The sequence below is a fragment of the Halanaerobium sp. DL-01 genome (assembly GCF_003338615.1).
Taxonomy (GTDB): Bacteria; Bacillota; Halanaerobiia; order Halanaerobiales; family Halanaerobiaceae; genus QPJE01.
Genome location: NZ_QPJN01000014.1, coordinates 38,633 through 59,747 on the forward strand (window position 1 = coordinate 38,633; position 21,115 = coordinate 59,747).

Genomic DNA, 21,115 nt, shown 5'->3' on the forward strand with positions numbered 1-21,115 from the left:
TCCTCCTTATTATTCAGCAGAACTTTCAAGTTCTATAATAAGTTCACCTGATTCAAGTTCTTCTCCTGCTTCAGTATGAATACGCTTAACTCTTGCATCCACCGGAGCTTTTATATTTGTCTCCATTTTCATTGCTTCCATCACGGCAAGGCTCTGATTTTTTTTAACCTTCTGGCCTTCTTCTACCAGTATTTCTACAACACTACCGGGAAGGCTTGCGCCAATCTGCATTCTGTCATCAGGATCTGCCATTTTTCTTTTTTCTGTTTTATTCTGGGATGAAATTGCTCTATCCAGCACTTTTATTTCTCTTCTAAATCCATTTACCTCAAAATCCAGCCTGCGGTATCCCTCATCATCAACTTTGCCGATCTCCAGCAGTTTAACAATAAGTGTTTTACCTTCTTCAATCTTTATTTCACTGCTTTCCCCTTCAGCAAGTGCATGAAAATATACATCACTACCCATATGGCTCAAATCACCATAATCATCAAGATAATCTAGATAATCACGATAAACCTTTGGGTAAAGTGCACAGCTAATCAAATCTTTTCTGTCAAAATCTCTGTTATAATCAGTCTTCAGCTCTTTTTCTGCTTTTTTAAAATCAAATTCACCCAGCAGCGTTCCCGGCCTGACTGTTATAGGTTCTTCACCTTTCAAAACAAGCTTCTGCAGTTTTTCGGGGAAACCTCCGGGAGGCTGGCCCAGCATGCCTTTAAAGTATGCATATACTGAATCAGGAAAGGCCATATCTGCAGCTTTTTGATAGATATTTTCCGGTGTAAGATCATTTTTTACCATAAATATGGCAAGATCTCCCACCACTTTGGAAGAAGGTGTTACCTTGGGTATATCTCCCAGCATAAAGTTAACTTTTCTGAACATTTCTTTAACTTCTTTAAACTTGTGACCCAGACCGACGCTTTCTACCTGTGGTTTTAAATTTGAATACTGTCCTCCAGGTATTTCATATTTGTAAATCTCTGCTGTTCCTGATTTTAAATCTGATTCAAACTGTTCATAGACAGGCCTCACACTGCCCCAGTAATCTGATATCTTCTGTATATCATCATTATTAAGTTCAGGATCCCTCTCGGTATTTTCCAGTGCTGCAACTATTGAGTTTAAAGGAGGCTGACTTGTTAGACCTGCCATAGTATTAAATGCAGTGTCTACAATATCAACTCCTGCCTCTGCTGCCATCAGTATTGCTGCAGTTCCATTACCGGATGTATCATGTGTGTGCAGATGTATCGGAATTGATATTTCAGATTTAAGCGCTTTTATTAGTTCATATGCAGCATAGGGTTTTAGCAGTCCTGACATATCTTTAACAGCAAGTATATGTGCACCCATATCTTCAATTTTTTGGGCCAGATCCAGATAATAGTCCAGATTAAATTTTTTTCTGTTTTTGTCCAGAATATCTCCTGTATAGCAGAGAGATACTTCTGCTATTTTTCCATTTTTAATTACCTCATCTACCGCAATTTCCATACCAGGCAGCCAATTTAAGGAATCAAATATCCGGAAAACATCGATCCCGGCAGCAGCTGATTCTCTAACAAGTTCTCTTATTACATTATCTGGATAGTTTTTATAGCCAACCCCATTGGAACCCCTCAGCAGCATCTGAAAAAGTATATTTGGTATTTTATCCCTAAGCCTGGCAATCCTTTCCCAGGGGGATTCTTTTAAAAATCTGTATGCTACATCAAAAGTTGCTCCACCCCACATCTCAAGTGAAAATAAATCTGATGCCAGTACTGAGGTTGCTTCTGCTATTTTTTCCATATCAATGGTTCTCATTCTAGTTGCAATTAGAGACTGATGCGCATCCCTATATGTTGTATCTGTAAGGAGAAGTCTGCCACTACCTTTAATCCACTTTACCAGCCCATCCGGGCCAGACTCAAGCAGTATCTGCCTGCTTCCCTCTAATTTATTTGGCTTTTCTACAGATGGTATATGTGGTACATCAAAATTAGGTTTGTGTCCCTTTGTTTCATTTACTATCTTTCCTCCCAGATATTTCAGTATCTTATATTCTCTGTTTGAACTTGGATTAATATCAAGTAGTTCAGGATTATTTTCTATAAACCCTGTATCACATTTTCCATTTATAAAGTCCTGATGATTGAGTACATTTATCAAAAAAGATACATTTGTTTTTACTCCCTTAACCTTCATTTCCTCTACAGATCTTATCGCTTTTCTTACAGCATCTTCAAATGTTCTGGACCAGGAAATAGTTTTAACAAGCAGGCTGTCATAATAGGGGTTAATTACCGCCCCAGTATAACCATTTCCTCCATCAAGGCGGATTCCAAAACCTGAACCTGTTCTATAGTGTTCCAGCCGGCCTGAGTCAGGAATAAAATTATTGGTAGGATCTTCAGTCGTCACCCGACACTGAATAGAATAACCCCTCCTTTCTATATCTGCCTGTGATTTTATATTAACCTCCTTAGAGCTGAGCTTATATCCCTGAGCAATTAAAATCTGTGACTGAACTATATCTATACCTGTAACCATTTCACTTACTGTATGTTCTACCTGGATTCTAGGATTTACTTCTATAAAATAGTGGTTGTTATCTTTATCAACTAAAAATTCAACTGTACCTGCATTTTTATATCCAGCGGCCTGACACAGTTTTACTGCATCTTTATATATTTCTTCTCTTTTTTCCTGACTGATAGAAAAGGCCGGAGTATATTCAATAATTTTCTGATGCCGCCTCTGAATTGAGCAGTCCCGTTCATACAGGTGAACAATATTCCCATAATTATCTGCCAAAATTTGTACTTCTATATGTTTGGGATTTTCCAGATATTTTTCTACAAAAATTTCTTCAGATCCAAAAGCCTTTTTTGCCTCCTGACTGGCAGATTTAAAAGAATCAATTAATTCGGAATCAGAATTCACAATTCGCATTCCTCTTCCACCACCACCTGCGGCAGCTTTAAGCATAATTGGATATTTCACCTTTTCTGCAAATTCTTTTACTTCCTCTTCAGATTTAATCGATTTTTCTAGGCCGGAAATAACCGGTATACCAAGCTCTTTTGCCAGCAGCTTTGATTTGATCTTATCTCCCAATTTTTTCATAGTTTCAGCATCCGGACCGATAAAAGTTATGCCGGCTTCATGACATTTTCTTACAAATTCTGGGTTTTCTGCCAGAAAACCATAGCCTGGATGAACTGCATCAACATCTTTTTTTACAGCCAGATCAATAATTTCTTTGATATTAAGGTAGGCATCAATGGGACCTCTGTTTCTTCCAATAAGATAGGATTCGTCTGCCTTTGTCCTAAAAAGTGCTTTTTTATCTTCTTCAGAATACACAGCAACAGTCCTGATGCCGAGTTCCTTACAGGCTCTAATAACTCTGATGGCTATTTCTCCCCTATTTGCAACAAGTACCTTTCTAAATTTATGCAGCATTCTCAATACTCCCTCCTGTTTTTAATTAATTACTGAAAAAAGCATTCTTAATTACAAAGTTTCTTAACTATAAAGTTTAAAAATATATTTAATTAATAATTCACTTTTGATGCTCCATGGGGCAAGCCCACGTGGATTCCTTACTCATAGAGAAATGCCTACTCAAAGCATACCAAATGGTAGATTAAGTCAGGTCTTACGTTCTCTCAAAAGGCATAAATCCGGGCAAGCCTGTCAGGGTTTTTCTAGTGTATAACTTCTATAAACTAATAAAATTGGATATGAAAACAAAAAATTAATTATAAAAAAATATTATTATTTTAAAAATATTAATTTTACTATAGCACAATTTTAAAAAAGGTGCAAAAATTTACATGAAAGAAGTTTTAAAGTTAATTATATTCGCTTTTAAATTTCCTCTGTTATTACTTGTACTTCCTTTAATATTAGTCATTTTTGGTGTAAAATATAGGTAAATCAACAATAATCTGTTCTACAAAATTAATGGAGGTTTAATATGTTTACAAATATTGTGGATTTCTTTTCGGAAATTTTAACTATAAACTGGAAATTGTTTATAATCAGAGTATATCAAAAATTAAAAGAAAATGATATTCTAATAAAAGCAATGGGAATGGTCTATATTACCCTGCTTTCGATCGTGCCATTTTTTATTTTTCTTTTTTACATATTTACTTTATTTGATTTTTTCGGAAGAATAGATAAAATATCATCACAAATACAGAATATTATTCTGGAGAATCTTGCTGCAGGAACCGGTGAGTCAGTTATTGATTATTTAGAAAAATATATATATAGTGCTGATGTAGAACAGCTTGGTGCAGTAAGTTTTTTTTCGCTTATACTTTTAATTGTATTTATGCTGGCCAGAGTAGAGATAACTTTTAATCAAATCTGGATGGTCAAAGAGCATAGAGATATTTTTAAGAGATTTATTTCTTTCTGGACATTTATTACACTAGGAACTTTTATTCTCACTCTTCTGCTCAGCATCAGCCTTATTTTTTCCGAAAAATATCTAGGCTTTTGGTTAAATGATTCGGAAGCAGATAACAGTATGGTTTTTAATTTTATAATGTTTAGTTCAAACTTCCTCATTTTTATATTCGCCTACTATATTATACCAAACACAGAGGTCGAGGCATCTTCAGCAGTTTTTGCAGGTACAGTAAGTGGTATTCTATTTATCCTAAGCAAAAATCTTTACGAAATATATACAAAATATTTTACAGCATACAGTTATCAGCGCCAGATTTATGGATCTTTATCTGTGATACCATTTTTTCTTGTCTGGCTTTATCTTGTCTGGCTTATAATACTCACTGGTGCCGTAATATCTAATGTTTTTCAGTACCGCTCCAATCTCAATTATTTAACTCAAAATAGAAATTTAAAAGAAGATTTTCAGGTCCTTATACCAGCAGCAATTATTATTACTCTCAGCAAAAACTTTTATAAAAATAACAGAGAAGGTGTAGGAGTGAGCTTGAGGGAATTTATGCAGAAAATAAATTTTTCTCCGGAAATAATAGAAGAAAACTTAGAAATGCTGCAGAAAACTGGTTATATTGTAAAATCAAAGGATGATCGATATTTTCTTTCTGGCCCGATAGATAAGATTAATCTCTATAAGCTTAACAGCTCAAGATATATCAGTTATGATATTAATATAGAAAATATATTTTTAGAACCAGAAATGAAAAAAATATATCAAATTTACAAAAATGGTGTCGAAGAAACTCTCAAAAAAGTCGAACTAAAAAGTATTCTCTAAATATAACAGTTCATTTGTCAAATATCCAGTTAAAGGAGTTTCCCCAAAATTTATTTTCAAGCTGCAAAAAGGGGGCTTTAGTCATCAACGAAATTTTTAGATTTAGCTAAAACTCAATTCGGGTGTGAAATAGGGCACACTAATCAATGAGTCCTCCTGACTCATGATTAGCTCACTCCATCCTGCAGTTCAACCCTATTTCTTCCTTCATTTCGTTAAGATTCATTGACTAAAAATTTCAATATTCCTGCATCTCCCCTTTTTGCAGCAGTATATAAAAAATGGGGAAAGTCTATTCCAGTTAGAGTTATTCTTAGTAAAAAAGTATTTTCTGCATTATTTCTCTATTATTTCTCTTATATTTTTATATAATTAATAATTCTATTAAAGCTCAGTATCTCTATTTTAATTATTTAGCTGTTGTTTCTGCTCCTCTGCTTTTATGTTGTTCTGCCCATGTTTTACTTTGATAAAAATTTGCTGTCAGCAAGGTAGAACCGCCATTTTTTATTTTTATATTCTTCTGCATAATCGATATTTATTCTTTCCGATGATTTAATTTTTAAATTATTGCTTTCATTATCAAGTATATACAGTTTGCTGCCAGTTATAAGATTATATCCGTTAAAACTTAAATCAATTTTTAAAGCCTGGGCCAGCTTTCCCGGTCCATTTGTCAGATCTTCTTCTTTATTACTTTTTACACCTCTGTTTTCTCGAATCAAATCAATACCCAGCACTGGTTCCACAGCCCTGATTAATACTGCAGAAGGAATACCCCTCTTACCTGTCACTATATTTAAACAGTGATGTATACCGTAAATTAAAAAAACATAAACATGTCCACCATTTTTAAACATCACTTCTGTTCTTTCAGTTTTCCTGTTGTTATATGCATGTGATGCCTTATCATCCGGGCCAGCATAAGCCTCTGTCTCTACAATTCTCACAATTATTTTTTTATCATTTATTTCTCTAACAATTAGTTTTCCTACAAGCTTTTCGGCTGCTGCAACAGCATCATTTTGATAAAAGTTGTGTTTTAACCTCTTCATCAAGATTACCCCCAGCAAATTATTAAATACCATCTTTTCCTCTTTTGATTAATTTTTTATGATTAATATTTTTTCTAAATAATTTTTCTAATAAATCATAATCCTCTCATTAACAACCTTTTGTTTTTATTTTCCCACTTATATGCTATCATATCATATATAGAGACTATTTTTTAGATTAAAAGAGTTTTTCCCAACTCATTTTTAGAGTTACAAAAAAGAAATTTCGTCGTAATTTTAAAAAGGATTATACAATTTAAGTTAAACTCTTTTTTAAAATTAAATTAGACAAATTAATTAAACTTAGATAAAATAATAATGAGAAATAAATAACAGGAGGGGTTATAATGGCTGAATGCAAAAATTTTGACAGAAATCAGGATATATGTAACTGCAGTTATCCCTGTTCCCGCAAAGGACTCTGCTGTGAATGTGTTCATTATCACCGTCAAAGAGAAGAACTGCCGGCCTGCTATTTCCCGGAAGATGCTGAAAAAACATATGACCGCAGTATTGAACACTTTATAAAAATTCGTCCATAACTGCACAGCAAAAAATCAATCTTTAATATCATAACAATTTAAGAAATCTGTGAAGACTGTCATGATAGGAATTATATGAGTCAAAAATCAATATTTAATACTTTTTGCAGGAAAACTATTTACAGGAAAATTATTAAAAATAATTAATTTGCAGATAATTAATATAAAAATAACAAAAGGAGTGAAACAATGAGTCTAAAACAGGAAACACTGGAGATGAAAAACTGGGCAGTTGTCGGGGCAACAGATAAAAAAAATTGCTTTGGATATATGATAGTTAAAGAACTTCAAAAACATAATTACAATGTCTATCCTGTTAATCCCAATCATGAAGAAATAGATGGTATAAAATGCTATCCAGATCTGGATTCGATAAACGAAAATATAGATGTGGTAGATATGGTGGTCAATCCAAAAATAGGTATTAAAATTATGGAAAATGTCAAAGATAATAATATAAAATATGTATGGCTTCAGCCTGGAGCCAGAAGTGACGAAATTAGAGAATATGCAGCTGAAAACGATATAAATCTGGTTGAAGACTGTATATATGCCATTTTAAGTTAAAAATTAATCTGCATAACAAGCTAAAGGCCCGATAATAAACCGGGCCTTTTAACAATTCATTACTCTTTTTACAGCTCAATCTGTATACTTTATAAACAGTTGAATCTATATAATCCCTGTACTATATAATCTTTATATTCTTAAGTTATTGAAGCCTGATATATCTTCTCTACCGCATCTTCTAATTCTGCATTAAATTCTTCTTCAGTCTGATCAACATGCAGCTTCTGCAGCAGTGCTCTGGAAAAGCTTGCAATCAGTCCGTGGTTTTCTGCCAGTTTTTCTACCGCCTCTTTCTGGCTGTATCCCCCTGACAGTGCCACAACTCTGAGCACATTTGGATGTTCTATCAGATCACGATAAAAATCTTTCTTATCCGGTATTGAAAGTTTGAGCATTATAAATTCGTCATCAGACAGCTGATCCAAATATTTTAAAATTTCTTTCTTCAATATTTCTTCCGATTTCTCTTTATCTTTACTGTGAATATCTACCTCAGGCTCCAGAATCGGAACAAAACCAGCATCTATAATTTTTTTGCCGTATTCAAACTGCTGTTCAGCTATTTTCTTAATTCCTACCGGATTGGCTCTTTTGATAACAGAGCGCATTTTAGTTCCAAATATATTATACTTTTTTGCTCTTTCAAGCAGATCATCAAGCTCTGTCATCGGCTTCATCAGCATTACATCATCTTCGAGCTTTTCTTTACCCTGATCAACCTTCAAAAATGGAATAATACCCTTTTTGTCCCAGAGATAATCAGCAGTTTTTATCCCTTCTACATCACGCTCCATGGTCTGCTTAAACAGTATAGCTCCCAGGATCTTATCAGATTTAAAAGAAGAACTGCTTATAATTCTGGCCCGCATTTCGTGAATTAGATCAAACATCTTTTCTTCACTATCATACTGATCTTCTGGAATTCCGTAATCTGCCAGTGCTTTGGGCGAACTACCTCCACTCTGATCTAAAGCTGCAATAAAACCTTTACCATCTCTCATCAATTCAAACTGCTTTTGATTCATCTTAATACACCCCACATTTAAGTATTGAATTAAACAATTATACTCACATTTAAAACTTCCTCAAAAAAACAGTAAAACCTCCATCCTTTCAAATTTTTTTTATTTATTTGCAAATCATTTTTTAAATCTTTGTCTTAAGGTTTACCTTTACAGCTCTGATGCATATTTATCTACTTTGGTTAATTATATTTCCTATTTCCTGCTGCTGACCATATTTTTAGAATTTCTCTTTGCATAATACAGTGCATCATCAGCCCTTTTTATCAATTCAGCCAGGTTTTCATCTTCTTCATCTTTTTTAAGCTGTGATACACCAAAACTGCAGGTTATATGTCCTGCTTCCGCAAATTGGTGAGCATCGATTGCCTCTCTTACTCTTTCAGCAACAGAAACAGCTGTCTCTATATCTATATCAGGAGTTAAAATCAGAAATTCTTCCCCTCCCCAGCGGACCAGTATATCTTTATCTCTAATCGAATATTTGACAACCTCCACAATTTCCTTCAAAACTTCATCTCCAACATTGTGGCCATATGTATCATTTATCCTTTTAAAATCATCAATATCAAAAATTATAAGTGACAGATCCTTATTTTTCTCCAAGCTGATCTGAATAAGGCTTCTAAGATGCTGTGCTCCTCGCCGACGATTAAAAATTTTAGTCAGCTGATCTATTCCAGATTTATAAATGATTCGCCTGACCATAAACCAGGTAACAAGTATAATTATCGTACCAAAAACAAGTATCATTAATTGATATTTTAAGATTCCATAATGTACAGCATCTTCTTCATAATAATCTACCAGTCTGTCTATTTTTTTAAGTAAAATTTCATTATTATGAACAATATATTCAAAGGCAGGATAATTAACAGGTTCTTCTTTAAGTACAAGTAGATTTTTCTTAAAATTGCTCCATTCACTGGAAATTATAATATGCTGGGCATATATTTTGTCATTTTCCAAAAAAGGTATATTCCTGTGCTTATTTCCTATTTTAATATCAGCCAGATTTTTTTCAAACTCAGAAATAGTCTCTTCAATTTTAGAAAATTTAATTTTTCCATCCACATATAATAGTACATCTTTTGCCATCTTTTGTGACAGCATCCGCTGTCTGCCGGCAATATTGATCAAATTAACCTCTTCTGCACTGATCTCCACAAGATTTAATATTATTAAGGTATTGGTAAGTAATATAAAAATACTGATTGTGACAAGTATCCCCAAAAAAACTTTGCTGTCAGAGGTATTAAGTTTAGAAAATAATTTCATATAACTGCTCCTATCTGCTCTATACTTCTGCTCATTTATTATTATAATCATTACTATTCTTATTTTCAAAATATTTACGGGTTTCTGCCGTACAATTCTATCCATCACGAAATTATTATAACATATATTGACTTATTTTCTAAATTTCATGCAAAAAAAATAAAATACCCCCTCTGTTTCTGCTTATTAAATAAATTTTAAAACATTTAAACAGCCCAATGCAGGGGAGTATAATAAATCTCAAAATAAATATCTTATATAAGATTAAATTATATATTGTAACTAAATTTTCCCGACTTTTTATAACCGCCTCTCCAGCAACTTAAAATAAAGTTCTGGTGGGAGTTTTTTAAAAATTATCAGGAAAATTACCTCATATATACTATAAGTATTATTTGCGCAGTGATGCTTTAAGTCGGCGCGGTTTTGAAATAATATCCAGTACATCAATTATATCTTTTGCAGTCAGATCTGCATTCTGCAGAGCACTAAAAGCAGCTCCTTCTGGTCCGATAACAGCTATACCCACCTCTGCTTCTTTCAGCATTTTTGCATCATTGTTTCCATTTCCCACAGCAATAACCCGGCTGCTGCCAAGCTTTTTCACAAAATTATATTTGTATTCACTTCCACTGTCGGAGTCTATAACTTCCAGTTCCGCATTTAAGTCTGCCAGCAGATTTTCGGCAGTTCCAAAAGTGTCAGCAGTCAGTACATAGATTTTAAAATCTTCTGCAAGCTTATTAATTTCGGCTCTAACTCCTGTAATAAGATGACCATCACAGGCAATAGTACCGTTTAAATCAAAAACTATTGTGTCAACTTCCAGATCTTTAAATTTTGGTATTTCAAGTGTAAGCATCGTCTCTCCTCCATTTTGTAATAGCTGTTAAACTATTTTTAATTTTACGCTCTGTTTTTATTTTAAGGTAATTTCTGCTGTAGTACAAAAAAAGTATACTGTTTTTTAAATATTATTTCCCGAATGTTAAAATAATTTTTATTTTCTGAAATTTAATGATTTTAAGCGTATTGGTGAGCTGATTTTTTATAATTAAGATTATTGACTTAATTTGGCGTTTTTTCGGCATTGCAAATAATATATTATAGACCTATAATGTACATACAAGGTTCTGAGGAAGTCCTAAGATTGAATGTCTGAAAAGTAGTATTTTAAAATTCTTATTTAAGTAATTTTGTTGGAGATTTAGCATTTAAGCATCATTCCAAAGAAGTTGCTGTCCAAGGTAACCAAAAAGAAATTTATAAGGAATAGCTTCTTTATCGATTATCTTTGCGGAAATTAAGAACAGTAATGGAGGACTAAATCAAAAACAAAAAGAAAGAATAAGAAGAGTAAAAACGCAAACTGCAGACAGGAAATCGAAGAAGATTCGTCAGAACCTTGCTTTTTTTATATGTGTTATGTGTGTACCGGGTACGAAAAAAGCTTTTTTCGTACCCGGTACAAGTGAAATAAATTACAATATATTATTCTATTTCTTTGACTCTACCAACTTTTCCATTTTCCAGCATAACCTTAATTCCATGTGGATGTGTTGAAGAATTGGTAAGAATCCTTTTAACCACACCTTCTGTCAGTCTGCCGCTTCTCTGATCTTTTTTCTGCACAACTTTAACTTTTAAACCTTTTTTGATATTAGATCTCTTATTTCCATCCATAATTTCACCCTTAAGATAAATATTTTTAACTCATTTTAAATTATTGTTTTTTAATTAAGTCCAATCATTCCCTTCTGAAAAGAAGTTCCAGCTCTGATTTGTATTCAGAAAATACATCTTCATTGATACAATAACATACTCTGGGTCCGTCAATTCTTCCTTCTATCCATCCGGTTTCTTTTAAAATTTTAAGATGCTGAGAAACAGTAGACTGAGCAATAGGAAGCTGATCAACTATACTGCTGACCATACACTGATTATCCGAAGGCAGTTCTGCCAAAATTCCAATTATCCTCAATCGATGAGGATGACTTAAACCTCTTCCCAGTTCAGCCAGTTTATCTAAATTTATATTTTTATCCACTTCCTCTATTATATCTTCTCTCTTAACATCATCTTTCATAATACTCACTCCAGGATTTTAGATTACATTAACATTTTCTCCTCTTTTTTAACAAAAGTAGGGCTTTCTCATTTAAAATCAGTAATTAAGAATACACTAAACTATATTTTTTAAAAGGTTATGAACAAAATACTGTATAATAATAAAATCCCTCTTCCTATAATGGCCGTTTGCAAAATTGCTCATCAGACTTTAACTCTTACTGTTTAATTTATTTTTCGGCTCTAATATAGGCGGAATAGATATAATTATTAATATTTATACCAGAAACCCAGTCTCCTACAATTTCATCACTGTGATTTTTGCGTTTAATTTCAATATTTTTAAATTCCAATTTTTCCAAAATAGAAATCAATTTTTCTTTTTCAATACTACCTGTCACACAGCTGCTGTAATTATCCAGATTTGATTTAATCTCTTCTGGAAATTCTTTTTCTTTCAATATATCAGAAATTGCAAGTCTGCCTCCAGGTTTTAAAACTCTTTTTGCTTCAGAGAATACTTTTTCCTTGTTAGGTGACAGATTTATTACACAGTTTGAAATAATAACATCTACACTGCTGTTTTCTATAGGTAAATTTTCAATTTCACCCAGAATAAATTCTACATTTTCAATATTGTTTTCAGCAGCATTTGATTCTGCTTTTTCAATCATAGCCTCTGTCATATCAATACCAATTACTTTACCTTCTCCACCAACTTTTCTGGCAGCCAAAAAAACATCAAATCCAGCTCCACAACCTAAATCAAGCACTGTCTCACCTTTTTTTAAATCTGCAATTGCTCCAGGATTTCCACATCCCAGACCATAATTTGCTTCTACAAATATTGAATTAATCTCCTCATCTGTGTAATCCATTTTCTCCGCCAAATCTTTAACCTCTGATTCTTCTTTCTGCTGACCACCACAGCAGGAAGAACTGCAACAGCAGCCGCTATCCTCTTTAACAATCCGAGTATAATTTTTTTTAACATTATTTTTAATCTCTGCTTCATTTTTTTGCATGATTTATCCCTCCTGAAAAGTATTATAACATAATTATCGTAAATCGTAAATAGACGATTATATATATGTACCGGGTACAAAATACCCCTTTTTGTACCCGGTACATATTTCTACACAGGGTTTATTAGCAGATTTTAACCTCTATCATTTTTTTCCTTATTGACATACATCCTCTGATCGGCTATATTATAGCAGATGCCTAAATCTTCTTCACTGCTTTCTGCCGTACAGCTGCCGAGAGAAATGGAAAATTCTTTGGAAAAATTTTCTGGTGCATGGGCATTATAATCTGTAAATCTCCTTCTTATCCTTTCACAGACTTTTATAGCAGTTGATCTATCTGTCTCTGGCAGCAAAATAACAAATTCGTCTCCACCTGTTCTGGCTACAATATCTTCATTCCTTACTACACTCTCCAATATGCGGGCTGAATTTACAATATATTCATCTCCGGCTTTATGACCAAAAGTATCATTTACCTTCTTAAGTTTGTCAAGATCTCCTACAATAATACTGACTGGATATTTCCTGGATTCACTCAGCCGTTCAATCTCGTTTTCCAGATAGCGTCGGTTGTATAATCCTGTCAGTTCATCATGAAAAGACAGAAATTCAATTTCCTTTTCTCGCTTTTTATATTCATCTATATTTATATGTACACCAATAGCACGAAGTGGGCTGCCGTCCTGATCTACTTCTACTATCCTGCCAATATTTCTGATCCAGATAATATCTCCAGATTTTGTTTTAATTCGGTGTTCACTGATAAATGTGTCAGTTTCACCATTAAAATATTCTGCTAATTTTTGCTCAATTAATTCCTTATCTTCTTCATAAATAAGGTTTTTCCAGGTTGAAAACTCACCATCCAGCTCATTTTTTTCAAAACCCAGCATTTCTGCACCATGTTCATTATACTGAAACTTACCTGTTTTAATATTCCAGTCCCAGATACCTATATCAGCTGCTTCAACAGCCATTTCCAGCCTTTCTTTTGTTTCTTTAAGCTCTTTGGCCTGAGCTATTCTTTCACTTACATTAACCAAATTTATCAAAAGGTAATCGTCTTCCAGCAGATTTATTCTAAATTCCAAATATTTAATTTTCCCATACTTGGTTTTAATTGGAAAAACAGCATTATAATAACCCCGATCTTTCAACTTTACATTAAATATATTTTTAATTTCCTTCCTTTTATCTGGATCAGGAAATATAATTTGAAATCCTTTTTCCAGTGTATTAACATCTTCAATTTCATATCCGGTTATTTCTGTGACCAGCTGGTTCATGTAGATTAAATTTCTATCACTGTCAACCAGAATTACCCCCATCGTCATATTTTCCAGAATATTTTTCAGACTGAATCTTTCCAGCATTCTGACAGCCCCTTTTTAATTAATTTATATTTACAGCATATTTTATCATATTCAGGATATATCATGTATTCCCTGCAAATAGCTTATATATTTAAGACATATTTTCTTTAATTTTCCACAATTTATGTAATCTATTATAACATGGGGGTAGGACAGCATTATGTCACAGATATATCTTTTAAAAAATTATTTTACTTATTTCTATACCAGCCAGAATGGGATAAAGATATTTATCAAGTATTTCAATCCCCGGTCTGTATTCAATACAGAATAATCCAATTTTATTTACTCAAGTTTCGAACTATACCATATTTTCTCAAAACAATTAAATCAGCATCAATTTTTCCTTTTGATTCAGGTGCATAATCAACATCGATTAATTCAATAAATTCTGCCGTATAATCCTTCAAAACTCCATTATATTTAACCCATTCATTTTCTCTTTTTAATTCTAAAATTACCCTTTCTCCTATATAATCTTCAAGCAGTGGCTCATAGGAAGTTTCAACCAAATTATAGACTTCATTTTTCATTTTATTAACCTGATTGTTGTTAGTACTGATAGCCGCTCCAACCGGTGTTGTTTTGGATAAATTACTTGTCAACATGTTAATTATTTCAATAACAGCATCTTTAATAATTTTCAAGAAATTCAAAATAGAACGCCTCAACTTCCGCCAGCGTGAAGGCTGAAAAGTCCTCTGAAAATCTTCTTTTCTCTGTATTTTTCCCTCTTCAGTTAAATCTTTATGATATCTTACTACTGCTTGAATGTCAGGGTATTCATTTTTATAAAGTAAAAAACTTAAAAATTTCAAATTATTCTCACCTTTAATTAACTCCGGATAATTAAACTGCAGACCGGAACTTTTAAGCTTCAATTCTCCTCTGTACTGCTGACCGTTTAATAATTCTATGGTTATCATATCATCTCTAAAATCTTTAAGACATTTATCTTTTTTTATCTTTCTTAAAACAACTGCCAGCATAGCTGAAAGAACAATAAATATAATTGTTATGGTTGCAGCATCCAAATTACTACCTCCTCTCTATCTTGACTCTTTTAATTATAACACAGAATTACCTTAATAAAAGTTTGACAGTTGAGTTTTAAACAGGCTGTAATTCCGGTTATTACAATGGCAGTATTGATAATACTATCTGTTCTATTCTGGAATGCACCGATACAGATTGCACTGTTTTTTGAAGTGATGATTATTATAGCTCTGGCTTTAATCTGGGGATATAAGGCTGTAATCTGTTTCTGCGGCCATTTTTCTTACTATAATTCCAGGTTATTTATTTCAACATTAATTTTCATCAGTTCATTTTCTATATTTTTTAATTCTTCCGGCATATCACCATAAATCCAGACAGGTACATTCTGCCCCAAATTACCTTTCCCGGTAGTTTTTTTCAGCAGATATTTTCCCTGGGCTGCATAAAAATTAGCATTTATATTATTTTTATCATAATCAACAACATAAATATTGCTGTCATCCAGCAGAGTTCCATATACATTAGGTGGTGCATTTAATGGAATAGCCTTACCCCATATATACAGCTCATTTCTTGTTCTATCTTCTATTTTTCCCTGCAGCTGAAACTGCGGATTTTCTGCTGATATTTTATTATATTCCTGTTTTGTCCTTCGGTAGTTCTGATTTAAATAATAGATTTTATCCTCATTTTTAGAAATACCGTATAAATCAATTAATTCAGCCAGATCGTTTTTATTAAGTCTTCTTATTAATTTTTTAACTACTGCAGATTTTTTATCGTCAGCATCAAAGTTGTTTTTAAAGACTTCAGCAGAATAAAGATTATCTACTTTATCAAAAGCTATTTTTTTAATATGATCTGTTAATTCCGGAATAAAGTTTTTTATTTCAACAGCCTCATCAACATTATCTATTGAGTTTAAAACTATATCTACGGCTTCAGCTTTATATTCAGGAAAATAATTGATAACATTTTTAAACTCCTGATAGGTTTCGCTCTGATTGAAATATATACTGCGTGCTTTATCTTCAATATCTTTTTTCTCAAAATTCCTGGCTGTCTCCAGCAGTTCTGAGTCTGATAATTGTTTCAATATACTCTCCATCCAGACATTTTCTGCCGGATAATAGCTGACAAATTTGCGCAGACTTTCCTTAGAAACTACCAGATCAGAGGCTGCTTTTTCCATACTGGCTCGGCTGTATATATCATCAAACTTTCCTGATATTTCTACAGCTTCATCTATATTTTCTGCATCATTTAGATGGGCTATTACAAAATCATATATTTTGCTGTTTGCAGCAGTATTTCCTATTTCCACATGTTCAAAAAAATGTTTTTTATACTTATATGCAGTGGAAAGATCACTGACAAATTCCAGGCCTTTTTTCTGGCTTTTTGATTGATATTTGTGATCTGTAAACTGCTTTGATGCATCTATAACTTCATCCAGATTTCTGGATTTATCGATATAGGAATATATTGCATCTCGAACTGCCGGAAATTCAGAAAAAATCAATGTCAGCTGATAAACATCTTCTCGACTTAAATTACTTTTTAAGTTGTTTATTATATCAAAAGCAGTGCGGTTGTTAAGTGAAGAATAAAATATATCTTTAAATTTTTTAGCTGACTTTATACTGTTCACATAATTGATACTGTCTCTCATGGCAGAACTTTCTTCTGTTTTACCAGCATTTATTTTTTCTTCAACCTTAAGTAGTTTATTATAATCGTCTGTTTTATTTTCTGCTGAAATATTATTTGCTGAACTTTTATCTGCATCTGTTCTCTGTTCATCCTTTTTACCTGTTTTATATGTATTATCATTTGTATCTGCAGATCCGGAACCTTCCACTGATTTATTCTGTGTTTGTGATGTTTCCTGCTGATCCGTTTTTCCACTGGTATCTGCCTCATCTTCTCTCATATAATCTTCATCAAGATATTTTTCGGCTCCTTCAATATATCTTGTGTCACTGTCTGAAAAATTATCCAAAAATAGCTGAGCTGTATTTCTATCTTCAACAAATTTATATGCCATTTTTTCTATTTTACTGGGATAATATGTTTTAAGATCCGGATATCTTTCTACAGTATCCAGTACATCACTTATGTTCTGACTTTTCTCCAGTATCAAATTGTCAATACTATTGAACTTCTGACTATCAAATATCTGGTTGAATTTTATTAACTCTTCTCTTGTTAGCCTGGTTTTTAGTTTTCTATAAATTTCCCGCACTTCTTTATCATAGCTGTCCAGTTCTGGAAATATTTCTTTAAAATATTCTGCACTTTCTATATCATCTACAAATTTAACTGCTCTGGATTTTATCGAATGAAACACATAATTATTTTGTGGAAGTTTATCAATCAACTCATGTATTTCTTTTAAACTTTTGCTCTGATCCAGTATACTCCTGTGAACATCACTTATACTGTGAACATCCGGAAATATTTCCATTATAGTAAATAGTTCTTTTCTATTCAGTGTTTCTGCTAATTTTTCCACCACTCCATTGAGATCACTGTCATGGTTGGGTAAATCCGGGAAAATTTTTTTGTACTTTTCCGCAGTTTTAATATTATTAACATAGCCTGCTGCTTCTTCTTTAAGTTTATTTATTTTAGCTATATCATGGTTTTCTTCTGCAGTCTGTACTTCTTTTTCTATCTGCAGCAGTTTCTGCATATTCTGTTCTTCAGCAGCAGATACTGCAGAAAAAAGGAATATTAATATAAACAGGATAGCTGTTGTTTTTTTAACCATACTAATCATTACCCTCTCCATGGGCATAACGGCTTGCGGCTGCAGAAGCTATTCCTGCAACAAGATCATCTAAAAAAGTATTGACCTTACCTTTCTTTTTAGTATCCAGTTCCTTAATTATACCTATCTTTTCTTTATCCAAAAACCCATAGCTTGTCAGGCCTATTGTCCCGTACAGATTTACAATTGATAAAGGCAGAATTTCATCAATTCCATAAAGCCCTTCATCTGTATCAATTATACTCTGAATCGGCTCAGGCAGCTGTCTTTTCTCTGCCAGTTCATCAAGTGCCACTCCGGTCAGAACTGCATGGGCAACCTCTCTCTTTTTTAAAACTGCATCAACATTTTTACAGCAGACTTCTAAGTTGATATCTGGATTATATGTTGCCTGCAGTTTCATCACCAGTTCTGCTATATCTTCGGTAGTTACTCCCCTGTTATTTAAAACCTCAATAGATTTTTTATATAATTTTTTCATTGAATCTTTCATCACAACACCCCTAATTAATTATTTTTTTGATAAATTTTTTAATCAGCTAATAATTATATTTCTTGATTAACTTCTCATTTCCTTGAATTATATTAAAAAGAGCCGGGAAAATACCCGGCTCGTCTCAAACTATGATATTTGTTAAAAACTGAAAACTAAATTACTCTATTCTCTTCATAAACATCATTAATTTACCCTGCCCAATGTTAGCAGCAAGATATTTAACTTCTGAAACACTTGAGACAGGATTGGAAAAACTAACGCTTAAAGTTTTACCTGGATGCAGTTTGTCTGGATATTCCATAATTTCAGATGGTTCCATTTTATACACCTGATTGCTGTAAGTGAGCAGCTCAAAATAATCGGTAAAATATAATAATTCAACTGTACTGCTGGATTTATTAGTAATATTGAAAGTTATTTTATTATTATCAACTCTGCTGAAACAGTAAATAGAATTATTGCCCAAGTTTTTATCAAAGTCGTAAGTAACTCCACCACTACCATTACTCTTAACATTATATATTGCATTTACTGCTGAATTAAAATCGTAAATCTGAATACCAAAAAAATTATAATCCACAGCAAATGAAGTGGTAAAAAACAAAATTAATAAAACAATTAATAGGACAGCAGACTTTGTAAATAATTTGATAACAGACTTGCCAGCATCTTTTCTTTCTGGTTTCCCAACAGTATTATTTACCACTAATAACACCCCTTATTATTAAATTAAAAAACTTATTTATATATATTTATTTATAAAACAGAATTTTCCTTGTTTTATTGAACTTTTTTATCTTTTTCCAATATTAATTCAGTTATAGTACTGGCCGCTATCTTCTCAGCGACTGCTGAATTATTGTGTTTTTTAAAAATTCATCAAATCCCATAATATAGACTGCATCTTCAGAGCAGATAATATTAAATTTCTCTTCTGCAAATTTAAATATTTAAGATATCTGCTATTTTCTCTTTTACTTCTTCTTTCTCACAGCTCTGATTATGTCTGGCCTCCATTCCTTCAAGACCTTTTAGACCGCGGTGAACTTCAGCTGAAGTTAATTCTTCCAGCTCTTCGATTACTCGGTATTCATCAGCAGCAGCTTCTTCTCCTTTTAGTGATTCCAGCACAGCCCGGCTGAACTTATAGGGACTGGCAGTAGAATCAACAACAGCTGCTCTCTGGTCTCCGCTCAGACTGCGGTATTTAACAAGAGAATTTACACCTACTGCTGTATGAGGGTCAATTAGATAATTAAACTTCTGAAATACATTATGAATTTCTTTTTTAGCTTCTTCTTCAACAGCATACTGACCGACAAACATTTTTTTAATTTTGGTCAGAGTTTGTTCATCAACCTCAAATTTATTTTTTTCTTTGAGATCCTGATACCACATGTTAATCTTATCACTGCTGTGGTCGGTTATTTCGAAAAGAAAACGCTCCAGATTTGAAGAAATTAAAATATCCATTGATGGACTGATAGTTTTTTTGAATTCACGCTCGATGTCGTAAACTCCTGTTTCAAAAAAATCTGTCAGCACCTTATTATCATTTGAAGCACAGATGAATTTATTTACCGGCAGACCCATTCGATAGGCATAATATGCTGCCAGTATATTGCCGAAATTACCTGTTGGTACAGAAATATTTATTTTTTCTCCCGATTCAATCTCTTCTTTACTTAACAGATCAAAATAAGCTTTAAAATAATAAACTATCTGCGGCAGAAGCCTGCCCCAGTTAATTGAATTAGCTGAAGAGAACTGATAATTATTTTCCTCCATCCTCTTTTTAAATTCTTGATCTGCAAAAACATTTTTAACTGCTGTCTGACAGTCATCAAAATTACCTGCTAAAGAAACTACTTCCGTATTCTGACCTCCGGTTGTTTTCATCTGGTCCTCCTGGACCCGGCTGACCCCATCTTCTGGATAAAAAACAATAATTTTAACTCCCTCTACATCTTTAAAACCCTCCAGTGCAGCTTTACCTGTATCTCCAGATGTTGCCACCAGAATGACTATTTCTTTCTCTATACCCAATTTTTTTACTGAGCGAATAAGAAGGTGGGGCAGAATCTGCAGAGCCATGTCCTTAAAAGCTGCTGTTGGACCATGCCAGAGTTCTAAAATAAAGGTGTTTTTGTTTAATTTAACAAGGGGAGTTTTAGCAGCAGGTGGAAAACTTTCCTCTTTATATGCTGCCTCAACTGCCCCTCTGATCTCATCTTCACTAAAATCGGTCAAAAATATATTAAAAATCCACCGGGCGAGCTCCTGATAATCAGCCTCTTTTTTTGCCAGAATATGCTCCAGCTTCATTTCCGGTATCTTTTCCGGAACAAAAAGTCCTCCTTCTGGCACCATCCCCAGGCTTACTGCTTCTGCTGAATTTACTTTTCTATAGTTTCCTCTGGTACTTATATATTTCACACTCTTTACCTCCACTAATTTTTTAATTATTTTTAACTTTCTTTAATATTTGAGATCTTTAATATTGCTTTAAATTTTTAATTTCTATTAAGTATAATTATGGAAAATTGACCCTCCTCGGGGCAAGCCCACGAGGATTCCTGCTTCTTAGAAGTGGTAACCCACCATCTCCACAGGCTTAAAATCCTGTTAGCCCAACAGTATATCCTCTAACTTGCCTTTTGTATT

Annotated in this window: 17 protein-coding genes; 3 read left to right on the forward strand and 14 right to left on the reverse strand. The window is 33.1% G+C overall.

All coding sequences use genetic code 11. From position 1 onward, the window contains the following. Positions 1–9: 9 nt before the first annotated feature. The gene (locus DER71_RS06435) at positions 10–3,453 is read right to left on the reverse strand and encodes a pyruvate carboxylase (protein WP_114458717.1); all 3,444 of its coding nucleotides are present in this window, start codon (positions 3,451–3,453) and stop codon (positions 10–12) included. Positions 3,454–3,970: 517 nt separating this feature from the next. Between DER71_RS06435 and DER71_RS06440 the strand changes: the two genes are divergently transcribed. Continuing rightward, the gene (locus tag DER71_RS06440) at positions 3,971–5,248 is read left to right on the forward strand and encodes a YihY family inner membrane protein (protein ID WP_114458716.1); all 1,278 of its coding nucleotides are present in this window, start codon (positions 3,971–3,973) and stop codon (positions 5,246–5,248) included. A gap of 461 nt (positions 5,249–5,709) precedes the next feature. On the opposite strand, the gene DER71_RS06445 is transcribed toward DER71_RS06440, so the two are convergent. After that, positions 5,710–6,303 (reverse strand): DNA-3-methyladenine glycosylase, encoded by a 594-nt coding sequence (locus DER71_RS06445; RefSeq protein WP_114458715.1) that lies wholly within the window; start codon positions 6,301–6,303, stop codon positions 5,710–5,712. A 347-nt stretch (positions 6,304–6,650) separates the two neighbouring features. On the opposite strand from DER71_RS06445, the gene DER71_RS06450 reads away from it, so the two are divergent. Next, a complete protein-coding gene (locus DER71_RS06450) occupies positions 6,651–6,845 on the forward strand; it encodes a DUF6485 family protein (protein WP_114458714.1) in 195 nt (64 codons plus the stop codon). Positions 6,846–7,034: 189 nt separating this feature from the next. Continuing rightward, a complete protein-coding gene (locus DER71_RS06455; protein WP_114458713.1) occupies positions 7,035–7,412 on the forward strand; it encodes a CoA-binding protein in 378 nt (125 codons plus the stop codon). Between the two features lie 140 nt (positions 7,413–7,552). Here DER71_RS06455 and DER71_RS06460 read toward each other — a convergent pair whose 3' ends face one another. The 12 genes from DER71_RS06460 to thrC all read right to left on the reverse strand — a co-directional run bounded on the left by DER71_RS06460 (position 7,553) and on the right by thrC (position 20,887). Continuing rightward, positions 7,553–8,440: a fructose bisphosphate aldolase gene (locus DER71_RS06460; protein WP_114458712.1), complete on the reverse strand. Its 888-nt coding sequence runs from the start codon at positions 8,438–8,440 to the stop codon at positions 7,553–7,555. Between the two features lie 192 nt (positions 8,441–8,632). Then, complete coding sequence (locus tag DER71_RS06465; protein ID WP_158531761.1) at positions 8,633–9,715, reverse strand: diguanylate cyclase; 1,083 nt, start codon at positions 9,713–9,715, stop codon at positions 8,633–8,635. 391 nt (positions 9,716–10,106) lie between these two features. After that, entirely contained in the window at positions 10,107–10,577 is a 471-nt protein-coding gene (locus DER71_RS06470) for an HAD family hydrolase (protein ID WP_114458710.1), read from the reverse strand. A gap of 629 nt (positions 10,578–11,206) precedes the next feature. Then, complete coding sequence (locus DER71_RS06475) at positions 11,207–11,398, reverse strand: YwbE family protein (RefSeq protein ID WP_114458709.1); 192 nt, start codon at positions 11,396–11,398, stop codon at positions 11,207–11,209. Between the two features lie 64 nt (positions 11,399–11,462). Continuing rightward, entirely contained in the window at positions 11,463–11,801 is a 339-nt protein-coding gene (locus tag DER71_RS06480; RefSeq protein WP_114458708.1) for a helix-turn-helix transcriptional regulator, read from the reverse strand. A 211-nt stretch (positions 11,802–12,012) separates the two neighbouring features. Beyond that, the gene (gene arsM / locus DER71_RS06485; protein ID WP_114474438.1) at positions 12,013–12,807 is read right to left on the reverse strand and encodes an arsenite methyltransferase; all 795 of its coding nucleotides are present in this window, start codon (positions 12,805–12,807) and stop codon (positions 12,013–12,015) included. Positions 12,808–12,941: 134 nt separating this feature from the next. Next, on the reverse strand, positions 12,942–14,183 hold the full coding sequence (locus DER71_RS06490; protein ID WP_114474439.1) for a sensor domain-containing diguanylate cyclase: 1,242 nt from the start codon (positions 14,181–14,183) through the stop codon (positions 12,942–12,944). Positions 14,184–14,464: 281 nt separating this feature from the next. Beyond that, positions 14,465–15,217 (reverse strand): hypothetical protein, encoded by a 753-nt coding sequence (locus tag DER71_RS06495; RefSeq protein WP_114474440.1) that lies wholly within the window; start codon positions 15,215–15,217, stop codon positions 14,465–14,467. Between the two features lie 248 nt (positions 15,218–15,465). After that, entirely contained in the window at positions 15,466–17,964 is a 2,499-nt protein-coding gene (locus DER71_RS06500; RefSeq protein ID WP_114474441.1) for a hypothetical protein, read from the reverse strand. Further along, complete coding sequence (locus tag DER71_RS06505) at positions 17,957–18,448, reverse strand: phosphatidylglycerophosphatase A (protein ID WP_233487383.1); 492 nt, start codon at positions 18,446–18,448, stop codon at positions 17,957–17,959. Before DER71_RS06505 ends, DER71_RS06500 begins: the two co-directional genes overlap by 8 nt. 160 nt (positions 18,449–18,608) lie before the next feature. Then, entirely contained in the window at positions 18,609–19,157 is a 549-nt protein-coding gene (locus DER71_RS06510; RefSeq protein ID WP_114474442.1) for a hypothetical protein, read from the reverse strand. A gap of 236 nt (positions 19,158–19,393) precedes the next feature. After that, the gene (gene thrC, locus DER71_RS06515; RefSeq protein WP_114458702.1) at positions 19,394–20,887 is read right to left on the reverse strand and encodes a threonine synthase; all 1,494 of its coding nucleotides are present in this window, start codon (positions 20,885–20,887) and stop codon (positions 19,394–19,396) included. Positions 20,888–21,115 lie beyond the last annotated feature (228 nt).